The organism is Bradyrhizobium sp. CCBAU 45394, from assembly GCF_028128655.1.
Classification (GTDB): Bacteria; Pseudomonadota; Alphaproteobacteria; order Rhizobiales; family Xanthobacteraceae; genus Bradyrhizobium; species Bradyrhizobium diazoefficiens.
This window is the reverse complement of the sequence record NZ_LBIX01000171.1, coordinates 267679-287236: the sequence shown is the minus strand read 5'-3', so window position 1 is coordinate 287236 and position 19558 is coordinate 267679. Positions and strand designations below refer to the sequence as shown.

Here is a 19558-nt window from a genome sequence, read left to right as displayed (position 1 = left end):
TCCTTAAGACAGAGGATCTTGCTCATGACTGACCATCCCCGCCGCGTCACCCGTGCCCTGCTTTCCGTCTCCGACAAGACCGGCCTGATCGAATTCGCCAAGGCGCTTGCCGCCCATGACGTCGAACTGGTTTCGACCGGCGGCACCGCCAAGGCGATCGCCGCGGCCGGCCTCAAGGTGAAGGACGTTTCCGAGCTGACCGGCTTCCCCGAGATGATGGACGGCCGCGTCAAGACGCTGCATCCGAAGGTGCATGGCGGCCTGCTCGCGATCCGCGACAACAAGGACCATGCGGATGCGATGAAGGCGCACGGCATCGCGCCGATCGATCTGCTCGTCGTCAATCTCTATCCGTTCGAGGCGACCGTCGACAAAGGCGCCGGCTTCGAGGATTGCATCGAAAACATCGACATCGGCGGCCCCGCGATGATCCGCGCCGCGGCCAAGAACCATGACGACGTCGCCGTGGTGGTCGAGGCCGAGGACTACAAGGCGGTGCTCGACGAGCTCGCCGCCAACAAGGGCGCAACCACGCTGAAGCTGCGCCGGCGGCTTGCCGCGAAGGCCTATGCGCGGACCGCGGCCTACGACGCCGCGATCTCGAACTGGTTCAACCGGCAGCTCGAGATCGACGCACCTGATTTCCGCGCCTTCGGCGGCAAATTGATCCAGTCGCTGCGCTACGGCGAGAACCCGCACCAGACCGCGGCATTCTATGCGACTCCCGACAAGCGCCCGGGCGTCTCGACCGCACGGCAGCTGCAGGGCAAGGAGCTCTCCTACAACAACATCAACGACACCGATGCGGCCTATGAGTGCATCGGCGAGTTCGACGCCAAGCGCACCGCGGCCTGCGTCATCGTCAAGCACGCCAATCCCTGCGGCGTCGCTGAGGGCTCCGACCTCGTCAGCGCCTATCGCAAGGCGCTCGCCTGCGATTCGACCTCGGCGTTCGGCGGCATCATCGCGATGAACCGCGCGCTCGACGCCGACACCGCGCGCGAGATCACGAAGATCTTCACCGAGGTGATCATCGCGCCCGACGCGAGCGAGGAAGCGATCTCGATCATCGGCGCGCGCAAGAACCTCCGCCTGTTGCTCGCGGGCAGCCTGCCCGATCCGCGCGCGCCGGGCCTCACCGCCAAGACGGTGGCCGGCGGCCTGCTCGTGCAGAGCCGCGACAACGCCGTGGTCGACGACATGACGTTCAAGGTGGTGACCAAGCGTGCGCCCACGGACGCCGAGATGCGCGACCTCAAGTTCGCGTTCCGGGTGGCCAAGCACGTCAAGTCAAACACCATCATCTACGCCAAGGATCTCGCTACCGTCGGCATCGGCGCGGGCCAGATGAGCCGGGTCGATTCAGCCCGCATCGCGGCGCGCAAGGCGCAGGATGCGGCGGCTGAGCTGAAGCTCGCCGAGCCGCTCACCAAGGGCTCGGTGGTGGCCTCGGATGCGTTCTTCCCGTTCGCCGACGGCATGCTCGCCTGCATCGAGGCCGGCGCTACCGCCGTTGTGCAGCCCGGCGGCTCCATGCGCGACGACGAGGTGATCAAGGCCGCCGACGAGCACGGCATCGCCATGGTGTTCACGGGAACGCGGCATTTCAGGCACTGATTTCGCCGTCATTCCGGGGCGCGCGCAGCGCGAACTCTGGTGCGCAATTGCGCACCTGAGAATCTCGCGCGACAACTTCTGGATTCCGGGTTCATCGCTCCGCGATGCCCCGGAATGACGGCGGGAAGCTACTCCCGCACCCGCATCAACAGCCCCAGTCCCGCGACGAAGAACACCACCAGCACGGCCATGCCGGCCTTCTGGCTGGCCGTCACCGCCGTGATCATGCCGATCAGCAGTGGGCCGATGAAGGACGTCACTTTCCCGGTCAGCGCGAACAGGCCGAAATACTGCGCGATGCGATCCTTTGGCGCGAGGCGGATCAGCAACGTGCGCGAGGCAGCCTGAAGCGGACCGCCGGCGGCGCCGATCAGGCAGCCCAGCACGAGATAGGCGCGTTCGGCCGCGCTCGAGAACAGGGGCGCGCCCGGCTGGGGGGCCGCGACCTTGACGAACAGCACGCTGTCCTTGTCGACCAGAAGGATCGCCGCCACCGACAGCAGCAGAATCAGCATGCTGCCGGCGATGACGCGCTTCGGCCCGAGATGATCGTCCAGCTTGCCGCCGAGCCAGGCGCCGAACGCGCCGGCGATGGCGAGCATGATTCCGAAGGTGCCGATCTGGATCGTGTGCCAGCCGAAGGTGCCGGCGGCGTAGATGCCGCCGAATGCGAACAGCGACACAAGGCCGTCGGTGTAGATCATGTTGGCGAGCAGGAACGCCGCGAGCGATTTCTGCTGCGGCAAACTCCTGATCGATTGCTTCAGCTCCGACAGGCCTTTGCGTAGCGCCTCGCGCACCGGCCGCTTCGCCGGATAGTCCGGCGTGAACAGGAACATCGGGGTCACGAAGATGATGAACCACACCCCGGTCAGCGGTCCGGCGGCGCGATCACCTTGATGACTGGCCGGATCAAGCCCGAACAGCGGCGTGAAGCCGAGCAGCGTGCGTCCGGTCTCGGGATTCGCAGCGAGCAAGCCGAGCACGATGATCAGGCTGACGATGCCGCCGATGTACCCCGTGGCCCAGCCGGTGCCGGAGAGCCGGCCGATTCGCTCGGGCGGCACCAGGGTCGGCATCATCGCGTTGTTGAAGAGGGTGGCGAATTCCGCGCCGACGCTGGCGAGCGCGACCGCGGTGAGCAGGGGCGGAATGACTGAGGGATCGCCGGGCTTGCCGATCCACAGCGAGCAGGACGCCAGCACCAGCAGCGTGCCGAACCCCGCGATCCATGGTTTCCTGCGGCCCGAGGCATCCGCGATGGCCCCCAGCACCGGCGACATCAGCGCGATGGCGAGGCCTGCAGCCGCCATCGCAAAGCCCCACAGCGATTGGCCTGTGGCAGCATCTGGCGCGATGCTGGTGGCGAAATAGGGCGCGAACACGAAGGTCGTGATCAGCGTGAAATAAGGCTGCGCAGCCCAGTCGAAAAAGATCCAGCTGATGACAGCGGCGCGCGGCGGATAGGTCCGCAGCACGCCGGCCATGCGCGCATCCGGGGCGATCGTCGTCATCACGCAGTCCTCATCACGAACAGTTTTGCCTGTGTTGGGGCAAACCGTATAGCATAAGCGACGCGTGTGAACTGTCCCGAGGACCCGGCGGAAATTTGATGATGTCGTCATTTTCGACCCGGCGGACGTTTTTCGCCTTCCTGGCCACTCTGGCGCTTGGTCTGGCATCTGCGACCGCGCAGGATGCGCGGCGGGGCTATGTCCCGCCGGCGCTCGACACGGTGCATGCCGTTGCAGCCGAGCACGGCATGGTGGTGGCGCAGGAAAAGATATCGGCGCAGGTCGGCGCCGATATCCTGCGACGCGGCGGCAATGCCGTCGATGCCGCGGTCGCGACCGGCTTTGCGATGGCGGTGACCTATCCGCGCGCCGGCAATATCGGCGGCGGCGGCTTCATGATGATCCATTCCGCCGAGCGCAACGAGGACATCGCGATCGACTATCGCGAGACCGCGCCGGCAGCGACCACGCCGCAAATCTTCCTCGGCCCCGACGGCAAGCCCGACATTGCGAAGTCGCGCGATTCCGCGCTCGGCATCGGCGTGCCCGGAACCGTCGCAGGCCTTGCCCTGGCATTGGAAAAATATGGCTCGGGCCAGTTCACGCTGGCGCAATTGCTCGAGCCTGCGATCGCGCTCGCCCGCGACGGCTTCGTCGTCAGCGACGACATCGCCGACACGCTCCCGGGCTGGCACCGGCGGCTGACACGCTGGCCTTCGGCGGCCAGGATCTTCTCGCGCCCCGATGGCGCGCCGCTCAGTGACGGCGACAGGCTGGTGCAGGGCGACCTTGCCGATACGCTGGCGGCCGTCGCCGCGCAGGGACCACGCGGCTTCTATGAGGGCGCGGTCGCGGACAAACTCGCCAAGGCCGTGTCCGAGGCGGGCGGCATCATGACGCCAGCCGATCTGAAGACCTATCAGGCGGTGATCCGCACGCCGGTGCGCGGCACTTATCGCGGCTACGACATCGTGTCGATGCCGCTGCCTTCCTCCGGCGGCGTGGTGCTGGTGGAGACCCTCAATATCCTCGAAGGCTTTCAGCTTGCCGATCTCAAGCAGGGATCGCCCGCATCGCTGCATCTCCTGATCGAGGCCATGAAGCGCGCCTATGCGGACCGCGCGCGCTATCTCGGCGATCCCGCCTTCGTCAACGCGCCGATCGAGACCCTCACGGCAAAGGACTACGCCGCCAAGCTGCGCGCGGGCATCTCCACCAGCCGCGCCACGCCGTCGAAGCAGCTGGTGTCCGCCGCCGCCTCGCCGCGCGAAGGCAGCAACACCACGCATTTCTCCGTCGTTGACAGCCGCGGCAACGCCGTCAGCAACACATACACGCTGAACTTCAGCTATGGCGTCGGTCTCGTCGCCGAGGGCACCGGCGTGCTGCTCAACAACGAGCTCGACGATTTCACCGCGGCGGTCGGCGCGTCCAACGCCTACGGCCTTGTCGGCTTCGAGGCCAACCTGCCAGGGCCCGGCAAGCGACCGTTGTCGTCGATGTCGCCGACCATCGTGCTGAAGGACGGCAAGCCGGTGCTGGTGACGGGTTCGCCCGGCGGCAGCCGGATCATCTCCACCGTGCTCCAGGTGATCGTGAACGTGCTCGATTACAAAATGGATGTGGCCGCCGCCGTTGCCACACCGCGGCTGCACCATCAATGGCTGCCGGACGAGGTGCGCGTCGAGCGCGGCTTTCCCGACGATGTCCTGTTCGAGCTGAAGGCGATGGACCATCCCATCGTCGAGCCGATGGGACAGACTTCCGCCAATTCGATCGCGGTGACACCGAATGGCCCCCTCGGCGCACCCGATCCGCGCACACGCGGCGCAGAGGCGGCAGGGCAGTAACTCGTCCGCCGCATGGCACGGAAGCGGGCGCCGGCTTGCGCCCGCTGCTGCGCGTGCTACCACCGCGCAACTTCAAGAAACTGCCGGGGAAACACACATGACCACAGCCGATCCGAACCAGCGCATCGAACGCGCCGAGATCGAGGACACCAGCCTTCTCGCCTTCTATCGCGACATGAACGCGCCGGAGCGGCGGACGTTCTGGGCCTGCGCCGCGGGCTGGGCGCTCGACGGCATGGACTTCATGATCTATCCGCTGGTGATCGGCACCATCATCGCGCTGTGGAAGGTCGATGCGGCCTCGGCGGGTCTCGCCGGCACCGTGACGCTGCTGGCCTCTGCGATCGGCGGCTGGCTTGGCGGCTACCTCTCCGACCATATCGGACGAGTCAGGACGCTCCAGATCACCATCATCTGGTTCTCGTTCTTCTCGCTGGTCTGTGCCGTCGTGCAGAATTTCGACCAGCTCCTGATTGCACGCGCCGTGCTCGGCCTCGGCTTCGGCGGCGAATGGGCGGCGGGCGCCGTGCTGATGGGCGAGGCGATCCGGCCGCAATATCGCGGGCGCGCGGTCGGCTCGGTGCAGTCGGGCTGGGCGGTCGGCTGGGGTCTCGCCGTGCTCTCGCAGGCGATCCTGTTCTCGCTTCTGCCGGCCGAGACGGCCTGGCGCTGGATGTTCGTGATCGGCGCGCTGCCGGCGCTCTTGGTGTTCTACATCCGCCGTTCCGTCACCGAGCCGGAGATCGCAGCCGAGGCCCGTGCCAGGCATGCGGAAACGGGCAGTCATCCGAAGCTTTGGGAGATCTTCACCTTCCCGATGGTGAAGACCACGATCCTGGCGTCGCTGATGGCGACGGGTTGTCAGGGCGGCTACTACGCCGTCACCTTCTGGGTACCGCAGTTCCTGACCAAGGAGCGGCATCTGTCGATCGTCGGCTCGACCGGATATCTCTCGACGCTGATCATCGGCTCCTTCATCGGCTATCTCACCGGCGCCTGGCTCGCCGACCGGATCGGGCGGCGCAATCTGTTTCTGATCTTCTCGCTCGGGGCCATGGCCGTGGTGCTGCTCTATACGCAGCTGCCGCTGACCAACGAGATCCTGTGGGTGCTTGGCTTCCCACTCGGCTTTTTCGCCTCGGGCTATTTCTCGGGGATCGGCGCGTTCCTGACTGAGCTCTATCCGACGCGGCTGCGCGGCTCCGGCCAGGGCTTTTGCTACAATTTCGGCCGCGGCATCGGCGCGCTGTTTCCGTTCCTCGTCGGTGCGCTGTCGGCGACGACGTCGCTTGCGAACGCAATCGCGATGTTTGCGGTGGTAGCCTACGCGCTGTTCTTCATCGCCGCCTTCGCGCTGCCGGAGACGCGCGGTCGCGTGCTGCACGCGGATTGACTACTCGGCGTCATCCCGGGGCGGCTCGAAGAGCCGGACTATGGTGCGCAATTGCGCACCTGAGGATCTCGAGATTGTGGCGCGAGATTCCGGGTTCGGTGCTGCGCACCGCCCCGGAATGACGGGAGAGTGGGCTTACCGCCCCACCTGGTACGGCCCGCCTTTTTCCAGCGCTCTGGCGTAGGCCGGCCGCGCATGGATGCGCTCCAGGAACGCCATCGCCCTGGGATGGCCCTGCTCCAGCCCGCCGCGCGCTTGCGCGGCTTCGAGCGGAAAGCTCATCTGGATGTCGGCTGCGGTGAACTCGTTGCCGGCGAACCACTCGCTCTTCGCAAGCTCGCCTTCCCAGTAATCCATGTGCTGCTTGAGCTGCGGATTGACCAGCGCGGTAAGCGCCTGGTTCGAGACCTTGCGCACCAGCGGACGAAGCAGCGCCGGCGCACGCTTCGGCATCAGCGTGAACAGCAGCTTGAGCAGCAGCGGCTGCATCGCCGAGCCTTCCGCATAGTGCAGCCAGTAGGTGAAGCGCAGTCGCTCCGGCGTGTTCGGCGGCGGGATCAGTCGGCCGTTGCCGTAGGTGGCGATGAGATATTCGATGATCGCGCCTGACTCGGCGATGGTGTTGCCGTTGTCGGTGATGACGGGCGACTTGCCGAGCGGATGGATCGCGCGCAGCTCCTTCGGCGCGCGCATGTCGGGCTGGCGCTGATAACGCGCGATCTCGTAGGGCACGCCCAACTCCTCGAGCAGCCACAGCACGCGCTGCGAGCGGGAATTGTTGAGGTGATGGACGGTCAGCATCGGCGGGATCCCCAGGCTAGGCGTGGTCTGTTCGCCGCGTACGTGCCAGCCCGGGAACGCAATGTCGAGCCATCCGGACGGATATTTTAACCCGGGTATATTGACGCCGATAATTTACCCGGGTATTAAATGATCAACGTCATCGGGATATGGCAATGATTTCAATGCAGAGGACATTCACGGCCTTCCAGGGCCAGCGCCGCCTGGCGTCCGGGTCGGCCGGAGAGGTCGCACTGGTCGTCAAGCGGATCATGCCCACGCCGGACGAGCCCATCATCATCTTCGAGGACGCCACGGGCCGATCGATCGACTTCGATCTGCGCGGCGGCGATCGCGAGGTGCTGGCGCGGGTCGCGAAGCTTGTCCCGCCTCCGGTTGAGGAGACCGCACCACCGAGCGAGCCGCGCGGGCGCGGCCGGCCGAAGCTCGGCGTGGTCGCGCGCGAGGTAACGCTGCTGCCGCGGCACTGGGAATGGCTCAACGCGCAGCCGGGCGGCGCCTCGGTCGCGCTGCGGAAACTCGTCGACGAGGCACGGCGTGCCAGTGGCGACAAGGACCGAGAGCGGCAGGCGCGCGATGCGGCCTATCACTTCATGTCGACCATGGCGGGCAACCTGCCGCAGTTCGAGGAAGCTTCGCGGGCATTGTTCGCGGATGACCGGCGGCGCTTCACCGGGCTGATCGCCGACTGGCCGACTGATATCCGCGACCACATCGTCAAGCTCGCCTACAGCGACCGCGCGTAAACCGCGCGGCGCTTTCCCTCAACCCTATCGACGGCCCAAGCCGCGCCTCGCGCGGCAACGGCTTCGCACGCCCTGATGAAAGGCAAATCCATGTCCGCCGCCACGCCACTCTGGACAACATTCCTGCGCTTCCTCGCGCCCCTGATGCTGAGCAACGCGCTGCAATCGCTGTTCGGCACCGTCAGCAACGTCTATCTCGGCCAGATGATCGGCGTCGACGCGCTCGCGGCGGTCTCGGCGTTCTTTCCGGTGATGTTCTTTCTGTTCGCCTTCGTCATGGGCTTGAGCACCGGCGCCACGGTGCTGATCGGCCACGCGTTTGGCGCCGGTGAACATGGCCGGATCAAAATCGTTGTTGGCACGACGCTCGCGGTCGGCCTGCTGCTCTCGATCTCGATTGCACTGGTCGGCGGGTTGTTCAGCCGGCCATTGATGATGGCACTTGCGACGCCCACGGACATTCTCGACCAGGCCAGCGCTTATGCGCGCGTCATGCTGCTCACGATGCCGCTCGGTTTCGTCTTCCTGCTGATGACGGCGATGATCCGCGGTGTCGGCGATGGGCTCACGCCTCTGCTGGCGCTGGCGCTGTCGACCGCGATCGGCCTGATCCTGACGCCAATGCTGATCCGCGGCGCGTTCGGATTGCCGGCGGCCGGCATCACCAGCCCGGCATGGGCTGCCGCGATCGCCAACATTGCGACGCTGATCGTGCTGGCCCTCTATTTGCTGCGGAAGAAACATGCGCTTGCTCCCGATGCCGCGCTGCTGCGTCATCTGCGGCTCAACGGCGCGGTGCTCGGCAAGGTCCTCGGCATCGGATTGCCGAGCGCGATCGGCATGGTGGTGATGGCGATCGCCGAGCTGGTGCTGCTCGGCCTCGTCAACGGCTTTGGCTCCGACGCCACCGCGGCCTATGGCGCCGTCAACCAGGTGATGGGCTATACGCAGTTCACGGCGATGTCGATCTCGATCACAGTCTCGATCCTCGGCGCGCAGGCCGTCGGCGGCGGCGACAGGGGCCGGCTCGACGGCATCGTTCGCACAGGCCTCGCGTTCAACCTCGTCCTGACCGGCGGCCTCGTGGCGTTGATCTATCTCGCGCCACGCGCCGTGCTCGGCATCTTCATCACCGATGGCGCCGTGCTCGATCTGGCGAAGGAGTTGCTCACCATCGCCTTGTGGAGCTCGGTGCCGTTCGGCCTGGCAACGGTGTTTTCCGGCGCCATGCGCGCCGCCGGCGTGGCGCTGACGCCGATGCTGCTTTCGATCTTCGCGATTCTCGCGATCGAGCTGCCGGCCGCGGTCATCCTGAGCCGCACGATTGGCCTGAAGGGCGTATGGGCCGCCTATCCGATCGTGTTCTGCGCCATGTTCGTTTTGCAGATGGGCTATTACCTCCTGGTGTGGCGCAAGCGGACGATCCGGCGTCTGATCTGAGCCGGATCATCAAGGTATTATGACCATCATTAAACGGTGGACCTGTGGCGCGCGCTGCGCCAGAATGGACGAAAAGCCAGATCAAAAGTCAGGTCAGGGAGAACGATTTTGACCCGCACAGCCCCGCAATTCCTGTTCGATTTCGGCAGCCCGAACGCCTATCTCAGCCATCTGGCGATCCCGGCGATCGAGCAGCGCATCGGCGTCAAATTCGAGTATGTGCCGATCCTGCTCGGCGGCATCTTCAAGTCGACCAACAACAAGTCGCCGGCCGAGACGCTCGCCGGCGTCAAGAACAAGCGTGAATTCCAGGCGGTCGAGACCGAGCGCTTCATCAAGCGCTTCAAGGTTCAGCCCTATGTCTGGAATCCGCACTTCCCCGTCAACACGCTGAACCTGATGCGCGCCGCGATCGCGGCGCAGCTCGAGGGCGTGTTCGAGAAATACGTCGAGGCCGCCTTCCACCACATGTGGCGCGAGCCGAAGAAGATGGACGACCCGGAAATCGCGGCGAAGGCGCTGGCATCCTCCGGCCTCGATGCGCAAAAGCTGTTCGCCCGCGCCCAGGAGCCCGAGGTCAAGGGCAAGCTGATCAAGAACACCGAAGAGGCGGTCGCGCGCGGCGCGTTCGGCTCGCCGACCTTTTTCGTGGGCAACGAGATGTTTTTTGGCAAGGAGCAGCTGCGCGAGGTCGAGGAGATGGTATCGGGAAAGTGATTCCCTCATCGCGCGGAAAGCTAGCAATCTCCCCGACGTCGTCCTGGCGAAGGCCAGGACCCATAGCCACCAAAGGTTATTGATGTGACGAGCTGGGGCTCCAACTTGTCCGACAACATGCAGTCGGGGTAATGGGTCCTGGCTCCCGTGCGCAATTGCGCAACTAGGCCAGGACGACAGCAAGAAGAAAAAAGGACAATCCCATGCGCATCCTCGTGGTCGGCGCCGGCGCCATCGGCGGCTATTTTGGTGGCAGGCTGTTGCAGGCCGGCCGCGACGTCACCTTCCTGGTCCGGCCGCGGCGCGCCGGCGAGCTTGCGAGCGCCGGCCTCGTCATCAAGAGCCCGAACGGCGACGTGACGCTGAAGGCGCCACCGACGGTCGAGGCCGACAAGCTGAAGGACAAGTTCGACGTCGTGCTCCTGAGCTGCAAGGCGTTCGATCTCGACGATGCCATCAAGTCGTTCGCGGCGGCGGTCGGGCCTGATACGGCGATCATTCCGATGCTGAATGGCATGAAGCATCTCGATACGTTGGATGCCAGGTTCGGCAAGGAGCGCGTGCTCGGCGGGCTCTGCGCCATCGCAGCGACCTTGAGCGAGAAGCGCGAGGTGGTGCAGCTCCAGCCGATGCAGGCGATCAGCTACGGCGAGCGCGACGGCAAGCTGTCCGACCGGGTCCGGGCGATCGACGAAGCCTTCAAGAGCGGCATCGTTGGGGCCACCGCCAGCCAGAACATCATGCAGGACATGTGGGAGAAGTGGGTGTTCCTCTCCTCGCTCGCGGCCTCCACCAGCCTGATGCGCGCCTCCGTCGGCAACATCCTCGCCGCCCCCGGCGGCAGGGATTTCCTGCTCGGCATACTCGATGAGACCAGTGAGATTGCCGCCGCGTCAGGCTATCCGCCAGGAGGCCCGTTCTTCGAGCGGGTGAAGGGCAACCTCACCACCGAGGGCTCGCCGATGACCGCCTCGATGTTCCGCGACATCAAGGCCGGCCTGCCGGTCGAGGCCGATCACGTCATCGGCGATCTCATCGCACGCGGCGATGCCGCCAAGGTGCCGCTGCCGAAGCTGCGCATCGCCTATACGCATTTGAAGGCGTATGAGAAGCAGCGGGCGGGGTAGCGACCAGCCACACTCGGTGTCGTCCCGGACAAGCGTAAGCGCAGATCCGGTACCCATAACCACGAGAATACATCGTACGCGACGTCGTCACTCCGAGTCCCCGTAACCACATCTTTCTGTGGTTATGGATCCCGGATCTGCGCGCGCTTGGGGCGCGCTTGTCCGGGACGACGGCGGAGTGTGGAGCTACTGCAAATGCGCCAGATAATGCGCGACCGCCGTAATCTCTTCTTCGCTCATCGCGTAGGCGACATCGGCCATCGCGGCGACGCCGCCGCCGACGCGCTGGCCGGCCTTGTAGTCGTGCAGCGCCTTCACGAGATATTCCTCGCGCTGGCCGGCGAGGCGCGCGACGGCCTTGGTGCCCGCGTAGGTGTCCGTGTGGCATGAGGCACAGCGGCGACCGGCCGCGACTTGTGTGCCTTTCTTCGACAGATCGGGATCCTGGTCTTCCGGCCCCTTCGGCGGCGCGAGCTGCGAGAAGTAAGCCCCTAGATTGCGGATGTCCTCGTTGTTGATCTCTTCGACGATCGGCTGCATCTGCTCGTTCTTGCGCGAGCCGGCGCGGAAGAACACCAGCTGCCATTGCAGGAATTGATCGGGCTGGCCCGCGAGCGAGGGGATGTTCTCGGTCTGCGAGATGCCGTTCTCGCCGTGACAGCCGGCGCAGACCTCAGCCTTGGCCTTGCCGGCGGCAGTGTCGGCGGCATCGGCCGGGCAGAAGCCCAGCGTGACAAGCGCAATCGCGCTGATTGCGTGCGAGATGAACTGCCGGCGCATGATGGGGATTCCGATCTATCGAGATTGTCATTCCGGGGCGTGCGAAGCACGAGCCCGGAATCCATAACCACCAGTCGTGGTTATGGGTTCCGGACTTGCGCGCAAGGGCGCGCAATCCGGAACGACGGTCATTCACGAAAAAGGCTGCGGCCGCCTCATGCCCACCGCAGCCTTTGATTCGCCCGCGCGCTACTTCTTGCTGTAGCTGATGCGATAGATCGCACCGGCCCAGTCGTCGGCGACGAGGATCGAACCGTCCTTGGCGAGGATGATGTCGTTGGGACGGCCGAGATAGCCCTGGTCACCCTCGATCCAGCCGGAGGCGAACACCTCCTGCTTGGCATTCTTGCCGTCGGGCCCGACGATCACGCGCATGATGCGGCCGCCCTGGTACTTGTGGCGATTCCAGGAGCCGTGCTCGGCGATCAGGATGTTGTTCTTGTACTCGGCGGGGAATTGATCGCCGGTGTAGAACTTCATGCCGAGCGGAGCGACGTGCGCACCGAGATTCAGCACGGGCGGCGTGAACTCGGAGCACTTGTGACCCATCGCGAACTTCGGATCGGGCAGGTCACCCTGGTGGCAATAGGGATAGCCGAAATGCTCGCCCATCTTCGAGATCATGTTCAGCTTGTCGCTGGGCAGATCGTCGCTGATCCAGTCGCGGGCGTTCTCGGTGAACCAGTACTTGCCGGTACGCGGATCGACGTCGCCGCCGACCGAGTTGCGAACGCCGAGCGCATAGATCTCGGCGTTGCCGGTCTTGGGATCGACGCGGCGGATCTGCGAGACGCTGGTCGGGGGAACGCCGACGTTGAAGGGCGGTCCGAACGGCAGGTAGAACCAGCCTTCCTTGTCGACTGCGATGTACTTCCAGCCATGCGCGGCATAGGAAGGCATGTCGTCATAGACGACCTTGCCGTCGCCGAGCTTGTCCAGATTGGCTTCCGCGTTGTCGTAGCGGATCAGCTTGTCCACCGCGATGACGTACAGCGCGCCGTCCTTGAAGGCGAGACCGGTGGGCATGTTCAGCCCCTTCAGGATGGTCTTGACCTCTTTCTTGCCGTTGTTGTCCTTGATGGCATAGACGTTGCCGAGGCCGAACGAGCCGACGAACAGCGTGCCCTTGTCACCCCAGGCCATCTGCCGCGCGGCGAGAACGCCGGGTGCATAGACCTCGATCTTGAAGCCCGCCGGCAGCTTGATCTTCTTCATCATCGCCGCGAGCTCGGCCTCCGACGCACCGGTCGGTGGACCCGACGGCGGCGCGAGGCCCTTCTGCGCCTCGGTCTCGTCGCCCAGGAACCAGTCATCCGGCGGATGGGTCCAGAACTCCTTGGTGCCGGATTCGTATTTCTTCAGCGGCTTGTTCTTGTCCTGCTGTTGCGCATTGCCGGCGCTGGTCCCCGCGAGAAGCGCAACCGCTGCAAGCGCCAGGACGGATTGAAAGACGGATTGATGGAATTTCATCGCGTCACTCCCCTAAGGCAGCCGTCAGGGCTGCACGTTATTTTGTTTTGCTAGTCGAGAGGCGAAGTTTGGAGCCTGTCGAGGCGACAGACGCAAAAAGGTTAGCACATCTGCGAGCGGTGAGAAGCGCGCCGCGTGCACTGCGGTTGCGCTCAATAAAAATTGAGACGGAATCTCTCTGAAGGCGAACGCGGCAGCGAAAACGATCTCGCTGCAACGCGGCATCGACGTGGCGCGTGGCTGATTTTCAGGCAGTAGGAGAGGCGGCCGCACAAAAACGCGAAAACAACCCCATGCACAGTAGACCGGCAAAGACCATGCTGCGCCCGGTGACGCCAGGCAGACGTTTGACGCGTCGAGCAAAACAGCAAAGGCGGCGCTTACGAGGCGACGGGGTAGGGTCCGTCGTCAAACACCGCATCATGATAGCCCTTCGACCCGACCTCGCGCGCCAGCGCGCTGCGAAAATCCTGTCCCGCGCTGAGGCTGTGCAGCACATGCGCGAAGTCGAATTCCGGCCGCCACCCCAGCTCGTGCCGCGCACGATCGTTGACGTAGACGCGATCGATCTGCGGAAACAGGCGCCAGCCGTTCGCCGCATAGAGCTGCGCGCAATCCGGATAGAGCTCGCGCACGACACCCGCCGCATCGCGCGCCAGCGCCGCGAGATGGTGCGGCTCGAACGGGCTCGTGGCCGACACGATGTAGCGGGCGAAGCCGAGGTCGGGCGCGCGGGCGACGGCGAGCAGATGGGCGCTCACCGCGTCCGCTATATCCAGCCGGCGATAGAGCAGCTCGTTGGCCTGCGCGTTGTCCAGCGCATAGGCCGACCGCATCGAAGGATCGTCATCGTCCTCCGGAAAGAAGCGCGAGGTCCGCAAGACGACGACCGGCAGCCCGCGTTCGCGAAAGAACAGCTCGCACAAACTCTCCGTCATCAGCTTGGTCGTGCCGTAGATGTTCTTCGGCACCGGCGGCAGGTCCTCGGTGACCCACACCGCGGCCTGTCCCGCCTCGGGCCGGAGCTGCGAGCCGAACGCGCTGGTGGTGCTGGTGAAGACGAAGCTGCGCACGCCGGCGGCCACGGCCGCCTCGAGCAGATTGAGCGTGCCTGTCACGTTGGTGTCGACGAAATCCCGCCTGCCGTGGGTCGCCACATGCGGCTTGTGCAGCGTCGCGGTGTGGATCACGGCGGTGACGCCGTCCATCTGGCACCGCACGAAGTCCGGATCGACGATCGAGCCGACGGCATCGGTGAAGGGCGATGGCTTCAGGTCGACCCCGCGCACAGCGGACCCGCGCCCGCGGAGCGTGCGGAGAAGGGCCTCCCCAAGATGGCCAGCGCTGCCGGTGATGAGAATTGTCATTGCAGACCCAATACAGCCGCCAGCGGCGTGGAAAACCACGGCCTGACCCGGTTTGGCTGGATGCTCTGGGAAAAATTGGAGCGGGCGAAGGGGCTCGAACCCTCGACCCCGACCTTGGCAAGGTCGTGCTCTACCACTGAGCTACACCCGCATCCTGTGTCGGTCGCGTGACGCGCCGGCAACGGCTGTCGTATGCCAAAAGCGGGAGGGGAATGCAACAGCTACCGGCGGCATAGATTGGTATCTTCGGGCCTATATGGACCCCGAAATTGGCCAAATCGACCGAAAATGCCCCGGAACCGGCGAATCGGCCGCGACGGATTGAAATTCGGCCACCCCGGCCCAATTTAGGAGCCGACAACGAAGCATATGCATTGGCGACGTGCTAAAGACCCGCCATTCCAGACATGAGACGAGGGAATCCCGTGACGATCATCGACCAGGGTAACGGAGCGGCGAGCCCGGCTGCGGCCGATCTGATCAAGGACACCACCACCCAGACCTTCGTGAAGGACGTCATCGAGGAATCGAAGCGCCAGCCGGTGCTGATCGATTTCTGGGCGGAGTGGTGCGGCCCCTGCAAGCAGCTCACCCCCGTGCTGGAAAAGGCGGTCAAGGCGGCCAAGGGCAAGGTCAAGCTGGTCAAGATGAACATCGACCAGCACCCGGCGATCCCGGGTCAGATGGGCATCCAGTCGATCCCGGCCGTGATCGCCTTCGTCAACGGCCAGCCTGCCGACGGCTTCATGGGCGCGGTGCCGGAGAGCCAGCTCAACGCCTTCATCGAAAAGCTGACCAAGGGCGTGACGGCGCCGGGCGAGCCCAATATCGCCGAGATCCTGCAAGGGGCCGAGGCGGTGCTCGCCGAGGGCGACGCCGCCGCCGCGGCGCAGATCTATGCCGAGGTGCTCTCGCACGATTCGACCAACATCGCGGCGCTCGCGGGCCTCGCCAAGTGCTACACCGTCTCGGGCGCGATGGAGCAGGCCAAGCAGACGCTGGCCATGGTGCCGGAATCCAAGCGCAACGACCCCGCCGTGAAGGCCGTGCAGACCGCGATCGATCTCGCCGAGCAGGCGGAGCAGTTGGGGCCGGTGGCGGAGCTGGAACAGAAAGTCGCCGCAAATCCGCTCGATCATCAGGCGCGCTTCGATCTCGCGACCGCCCTCAACGCGCAGGGCAACCGGGCAGCCGCGACCGAGCAGCTGCTCGCGATCATCAAGCGCGACCGCAAATGGAACGACGACGGCGCCCGCAGGCAGCTCGTGCAGTTCTTCGAGGCCTGGGGCGGCACGGATGATGCAACCGTCGAGGGGCGCAAGCGCCTGTCGACCATCCTCTTTTCGTAGGCGCGCGGCTATTTTTGGAGCATGATCTTGTCGGAAAACCGCTTCGCAATTTGCGCCAACGCGGCCCTCCGGCTCCGGATCATGCTCTAGCGCGCGGGACTTCAGCGGGGACCAGATGCCGATCAACATCGAATATCGCGGGCCCGCCGACCTTCCGGAGATCATTCCGGTATTCCCATTGCCGGGCGCGCTCTTGCTGCCGCGCGGCCAAATGCCGCTCAACATCTTCGAGCCGCGCTATCTCGCGATGGTCGACGATTCCTTCCGCGACGGCCATCGCCTGATCGGCATGATCCAGCCTGACGTGGCGCACTCGCCGAAGAATTCCGACAAGCCGGCGCTGTTCCGCGTCGGCTGCGTCGGCCGCATCACCCAGCTCGCCGAATCCGGCGACGGCCGCTACATCCTCGAGCTCACCGGCGTCTCGCGCTTCAAGGTGGTCGAGGAGCTCGAGGTGCTCACCGCCTACCGGCAGTGCAAGGTGGATTTCTTCACCTATGTCGACGACTTCACCGCGCGGATGGGCGAGGACGAGGTCGATCGCGAGGCGCTGCTCGCTGTGCTGGCGGACTTCTTGAAGGCCAACAATCTCAAGGTCGACTGGGAGGGCGTCGAGAGCGCGCCCAACGAGGCGCTGGTCAACGCGCTGGCGATGATGTCGCCCTACGGCCCCGCGGAAAAGCAGGCCATGCTGGAGGCGCCCGACTTGAAGACCCGCGCCGAGATCCTGATCGCGGTGACCGAGATGGACCTCGCCAAGAAGCGCACCAGCGGCGATCCGCCGTTGCAGTGAGGGCCTGAATTGCTCAGGCCGCGCGAACGGCTGCGCCGGCACCTCGCCGCAGCATCCTGGCGATGTCGGATGCAGGCATCGGCCGGCTGAAATAGTAGCCTTGCGTTTCGAGGCACCCCTCTTCGCAGAGGATATCCAGCTGCTCCTTGGTTTCGACGCCTTCGGCGGTCGTCGTCTTGCCGAGGCTGACTGCGAAACGAACCACTGCGCGCGCGAGATGGCGCGCCTCTGCCCTTGCGCTCGAAAGTTCGTTGACGAAACTGCGGTCGATCTTGATCTTGTCGAACGGGAACTTTTGCAGAAAGCTCAGCGATGAATAGCCGGTGCCGAAATCGTCCAGGGCGATTCGCACACCGAGCTCGCGCAATTGGCCGAGGACGGCGAAAACGGCTTCGCTGTCATGCATGATAACCGTCTCGGTGACCTCGAGCTCGAGCCTGTGCGGCGCAACTCCCGAACTCGCCAGCGCGCCGATAACGACCGGAACAAGCTCCTTGCTCCTGAACTGAGCAGGAGACAGGTTGACCGCGATCCTGACATGCGTGGGCCATTTGGCGGCTTCCGCACAGGCGGCTCTCAGGACCCATTCTCCCAGCGGCACGATCAAGCCGGTCTCCTCCGCGAGCGGGATGAATTCGCTCGGCATGACCAGACCTTGCTGCGGGTGATGCCAGCGTAGCAAGGCCTCGAAACCATTGACCTTGCCGGTCGCGGGGCTGACGAACGGCTGGTAGTGGAGCTCGAACTGACGGCCGGCAATCGCATCCCGCATGTCGCGCTCCAGGTTGCGTCGCGCATGCATGAGCTCGTCGAGTTCCGGCTCGAAGAAACGGAATGCGCCGCGTCCGCCACTCTTGGCCGAGTAGAGGGCGAGATCCGCGCTCTTCATGATCACGTCGGAATCGTTGCCATCGCGCGGCGCGATGGCGATGCCGATGCTGGTGCCCACCGTGACCCGATGATCGCCGAGATCGAACGGTTCGCAAAGCGCCTTCCTGATGTTCTCGGCAAGGGCGGCGGCCTCCACGGCCGGGTTGGTCACGTAATCGATCACGGCGAACTCGTCGCCGCCCAGCCGAGCGATCAACGCGGTTTCCGTGGTGCATTCGCGCAACCGCGCGGCGACGGCGCGCAGCAGGGAATCGCCCGTCGGATGTCCCAGCGTGTCGTTGACTTCCTTGAAGCGGTCGAGATCGAGCATGAGCACGGCCAGATCGAGGCCGCCATTGCGCGTAACCGCGATGGCATGCTCCATCCGCTCCCTGAGCAGCACGCGATTTGGCAGATCGGTCAACGCATCGTGTTGTGCCATGTGAGCGATCTTGGCCTCGGACCGGCGCTGCTCGGTGACGTCAAGATGCGTGGCCACCCACCCGCCGCCGGCCATTGGCTGCCGCGTCACGCAGATCAACCGACCATCCGTGAACTCGTCGATTCTGCTCGAGACTGCATCGAACGGCAACGCAGCCAGTTTCGAGAGGAATTGCTTGGCAGCGCCTTCGCTGGTGTCGCTCTTGAGGATGCCGGTCACGACGCGATGCCTGATGATGTCGGCGTGCGGTGTCCCCGTTCTCAACAGTTCCGGCGGCAGCTGATAGAGTCGGGCATAGCGCTCGTTGCAGACGACAAGTCGCTTCTCCGCATCGAACATGCACAGGGCCTCGACCATGTTGTTGATGGCCGTATCGAGCCTGAGTTTCTGCTCCTGGATTTCCTGTTGCGAATCTTCCACCTGCTGCCGGGCGAGCGAGAGCTCACTGATGATTTGCTCGAATCTGCTGGTTCTGGTCGCAAGGCGGCGATCCGCCAGCACGCCGACGAAGCTCATCCCGAGCACCGACAGGGCCACGCCCGCAATTGCCACGGCGAGGAAGGTCGGAGAAAGCGACAATGTATCGCTTGCCAGCGTAGGGTCTGGAACGATTTGCACGGCCCCCATGGCCGTGAAATGGTGCGACACGATGGCGAGCGTCAGCAGCAGCGCCGCAGCAAAGGTCCCCCACTTGTCCTTGTGGCCCAGGGCAACCGCGAGCGCAGCGTAGCCCAGCACCATGCCGAGGACGATCGAGATCAACACCAGCCCCGGCGACCAGGTCACGCGACCCGGGACCTCGAGGGCCCACATGCCGATATAGTGCATGCTTGCAATGCCCGCGCCGATGATGCCGCCACCGGCAGCTGCGCGCCACTGGCCGGAATTGTTGACGGCAACGCCAAAACCGCCCGAGGTCAGGATCATCGCCGCGGCGAGCGACAGCACCGTCAGAACGAGGCCGTAATTGGTCGGGACGCCGGGCTCGTAGGCGAGCATCGCGACAAAATGCGTTGCCCAGATTCCGTAGCCGATGGCGGCGCCGGCAATCGCAACCCAGATCAACCGCGCCCAGGCCCGCGAGGCGACCGCACGATGAAAGATGCTGACCGCAACGATACTTGCAACGAAGCATACCAAGCCGGCAAGCAGGACGAGACGCCAATCGTGTTCGGCCGTAAGGCAGGAAAAAACGCGGAACATCCAATAGCGCTCCCCTCGTCAATATCGTCGATGGTGGATCGCCTAGACGTTCTTCACGTTAATTTTGTGCAACGCCTGA

The 19558-nt window shown here is 64.8% G+C and carries 15 protein-coding genes and 1 tRNA gene; 9 read left to right on the top strand and 7 right to left on the bottom strand.

The window, feature by feature from the left end; translation table 11 throughout:
- The first annotated feature begins 24 nt into the window (after positions 1-24).
- Positions 25-1617 carry a bifunctional phosphoribosylaminoimidazolecarboxamide formyltransferase/IMP cyclohydrolase gene (gene purH, locus WN73_RS29320; protein WP_271555741.1) on the top strand — a complete coding sequence of 531 codons (1593 nt, stop codon included), beginning with the start codon at positions 25-27 and terminating at the stop codon, positions 1615-1617.
- Between the two features lie 128 nt (positions 1618-1745).
- Here purH and WN73_RS29315 read toward each other — a convergent pair whose 3' ends face one another.
- On the bottom strand, positions 1746-3131 hold the full coding sequence (locus WN73_RS29315) for an MFS transporter (RefSeq protein ID WP_271555740.1): 1386 nt from the start codon (positions 3129-3131) through the stop codon (positions 1746-1748).
- A 98-nt stretch (positions 3132-3229) separates the two neighbouring features.
- Here WN73_RS29315 and ggt point away from each other — a divergent pair, with 98 nt between their 5' ends.
- Together ggt and WN73_RS29305 are read left to right on the top strand one after the other, a co-directional pair.
- A complete protein-coding gene (gene ggt / locus WN73_RS29310) occupies positions 3230-4981 on the top strand; it encodes a gamma-glutamyltransferase (RefSeq protein ID WP_074076448.1) in 1752 nt (583 codons plus the stop codon).
- 97 nt (positions 4982-5078) lie between these two features.
- Positions 5079-6374, top strand: a complete 1296-nt coding sequence (locus WN73_RS29305; RefSeq protein WP_028174963.1) for an MFS transporter — start codon at positions 5079-5081, stop codon at positions 6372-6374.
- 135 nt (positions 6375-6509) lie between these two features.
- Here WN73_RS29305 and WN73_RS29300 read toward each other — a convergent pair whose 3' ends face one another.
- Complete coding sequence (locus WN73_RS29300; RefSeq protein WP_011083414.1) at positions 6510-7175, bottom strand: glutathione S-transferase family protein; 666 nt, start codon at positions 7173-7175, stop codon at positions 6510-6512.
- Between the two features lie 149 nt (positions 7176-7324).
- Here WN73_RS29300 and WN73_RS29295 point away from each other — a divergent pair, with 149 nt between their 5' ends.
- From WN73_RS29295 to panE, 4 genes are all read left to right on the top strand, one after another.
- Positions 7325-7921 carry a DUF2239 family protein gene (locus tag WN73_RS29295; RefSeq protein WP_074076449.1) on the top strand — a complete coding sequence of 199 codons (597 nt, stop codon included), beginning with the start codon at positions 7325-7327 and terminating at the stop codon, positions 7919-7921.
- Positions 7922-8011: 90 nt separating this feature from the next.
- Positions 8012-9361 carry an MATE family efflux transporter gene (locus WN73_RS29290; protein WP_028174965.1) on the top strand — a complete coding sequence of 450 codons (1350 nt, stop codon included), beginning with the start codon at positions 8012-8014 and terminating at the stop codon, positions 9359-9361.
- Between the two features lie 108 nt (positions 9362-9469).
- Positions 9470-10078, top strand: a complete 609-nt coding sequence (locus tag WN73_RS29285) for a 2-hydroxychromene-2-carboxylate isomerase (RefSeq protein WP_028174966.1) — start codon at positions 9470-9472, stop codon at positions 10076-10078.
- 203 nt (positions 10079-10281) lie between these two features.
- Complete coding sequence (gene panE / locus WN73_RS29280) at positions 10282-11205, top strand: 2-dehydropantoate 2-reductase (protein WP_271555739.1); 924 nt, start codon at positions 10282-10284, stop codon at positions 11203-11205.
- 186 nt (positions 11206-11391) lie between these two features.
- Here the strand turns inward: panE and WN73_RS29275 are convergent, their stop codons facing one another.
- The 4 genes from WN73_RS29275 to WN73_RS29260 all read right to left on the bottom strand — a co-directional run bounded on the left by WN73_RS29275 (position 11392) and on the right by WN73_RS29260 (position 14973).
- Complete coding sequence (locus WN73_RS29275) at positions 11392-11985, bottom strand: c-type cytochrome (protein WP_028174967.1); 594 nt, start codon at positions 11983-11985, stop codon at positions 11392-11394.
- 189 nt (positions 11986-12174) lie between these two features.
- Positions 12175-13455, bottom strand: coding sequence for a PQQ-dependent sugar dehydrogenase (locus WN73_RS29270; RefSeq protein ID WP_028174968.1), 1281 nt, complete (start codon positions 13453-13455; stop codon positions 12175-12177).
- A gap of 380 nt (positions 13456-13835) precedes the next feature.
- Positions 13836-14822, bottom strand: coding sequence for an NAD-dependent epimerase/dehydratase family protein (locus WN73_RS29265; protein WP_271555738.1), 987 nt, complete (start codon positions 14820-14822; stop codon positions 13836-13838).
- 76 nt (positions 14823-14898) lie between these two features.
- Positions 14899-14973: transfer RNA gene (locus WN73_RS29260), tRNA-Gly, on the bottom strand.
- Between the two features lie 274 nt (positions 14974-15247).
- Between WN73_RS29260 and trxA the strand changes: the two genes are divergently transcribed.
- Positions 15248-16171 carry a thioredoxin gene (gene trxA, locus WN73_RS29255; protein ID WP_271555737.1) on the top strand — a complete coding sequence of 308 codons (924 nt, stop codon included), beginning with the start codon at positions 15248-15250 and terminating at the stop codon, positions 16169-16171.
- A 115-nt stretch (positions 16172-16286) separates the two neighbouring features.
- Positions 16287-16964, top strand: a complete 678-nt coding sequence (locus WN73_RS29250; RefSeq protein WP_011083424.1) for an LON peptidase substrate-binding domain-containing protein — start codon at positions 16287-16289, stop codon at positions 16962-16964.
- A gap of 13 nt (positions 16965-16977) precedes the next feature.
- Here the strand turns inward: WN73_RS29250 and WN73_RS29245 are convergent, their stop codons facing one another.
- On the bottom strand, positions 16978-19479 hold the full coding sequence (locus tag WN73_RS29245; RefSeq protein ID WP_271555736.1) for an EAL domain-containing protein: 2502 nt from the start codon (positions 19477-19479) through the stop codon (positions 16978-16980).
- Between the last annotated feature and the right edge of the window lie 79 nt (positions 19480-19558).

Bases quoted from the DNA above. Each gene is read 5' to 3' on its own strand.
- ggt (WP_074076448.1), top strand. From the start codon at position 3,230: ATGATGTCGTCATTTTCGACCCGGCGGACGTTTTTCGCCTTCCTGGCC.
- WN73_RS29275 (WP_028174967.1), bottom strand. From the start codon at position 11,985: ATGCGCCGGCAGTTCATCTCGCACGCAATCAGCGCGATTGCGCTTGTC.
- WN73_RS29295 (WP_074076449.1), top strand. From the start codon at position 7,325: ATGGCAATGATTTCAATGCAGAGGACATTCACGGCCTTCCAGGGCCAG.
- WN73_RS29315 (WP_271555740.1), bottom strand. From the start codon at position 3,131: ATGACGACGATCGCCCCGGATGCGCGCATGGCCGGCGTGCTGCGGACC.
- WN73_RS29250 (WP_011083424.1), top strand. From the start codon at position 16,287: ATGCCGATCAACATCGAATATCGCGGGCCCGCCGACCTTCCGGAGATC.
- WN73_RS29245 (WP_271555736.1), bottom strand. From the start codon at position 19,479: ATGTTCCGCGTTTTTTCCTGCCTTACGGCCGAACACGATTGGCGTCTC.
- panE (WP_271555739.1), top strand. From the start codon at position 10,282: ATGCGCATCCTCGTGGTCGGCGCCGGCGCCATCGGCGGCTATTTTGGT.
- purH (WP_271555741.1), top strand. From the start codon at position 25: ATGACTGACCATCCCCGCCGCGTCACCCGTGCCCTGCTTTCCGTCTCC.
- WN73_RS29290 (WP_028174965.1), top strand. From the start codon at position 8,012: ATGTCCGCCGCCACGCCACTCTGGACAACATTCCTGCGCTTCCTCGCG.
- WN73_RS29305 (WP_028174963.1), top strand. From the start codon at position 5,079: ATGACCACAGCCGATCCGAACCAGCGCATCGAACGCGCCGAGATCGAG.
- WN73_RS29270 (WP_028174968.1), bottom strand. From the start codon at position 13,455: ATGAAATTCCATCAATCCGTCTTTCAATCCGTCCTGGCGCTTGCAGCG.
- WN73_RS29300 (WP_011083414.1), bottom strand. From the start codon at position 7,175: ATGCTGACCGTCCATCACCTCAACAATTCCCGCTCGCAGCGCGTGCTG.
- WN73_RS29265 (WP_271555738.1), bottom strand. From the start codon at position 14,822: ATGACAATTCTCATCACCGGCAGCGCTGGCCATCTTGGGGAGGCCCTT.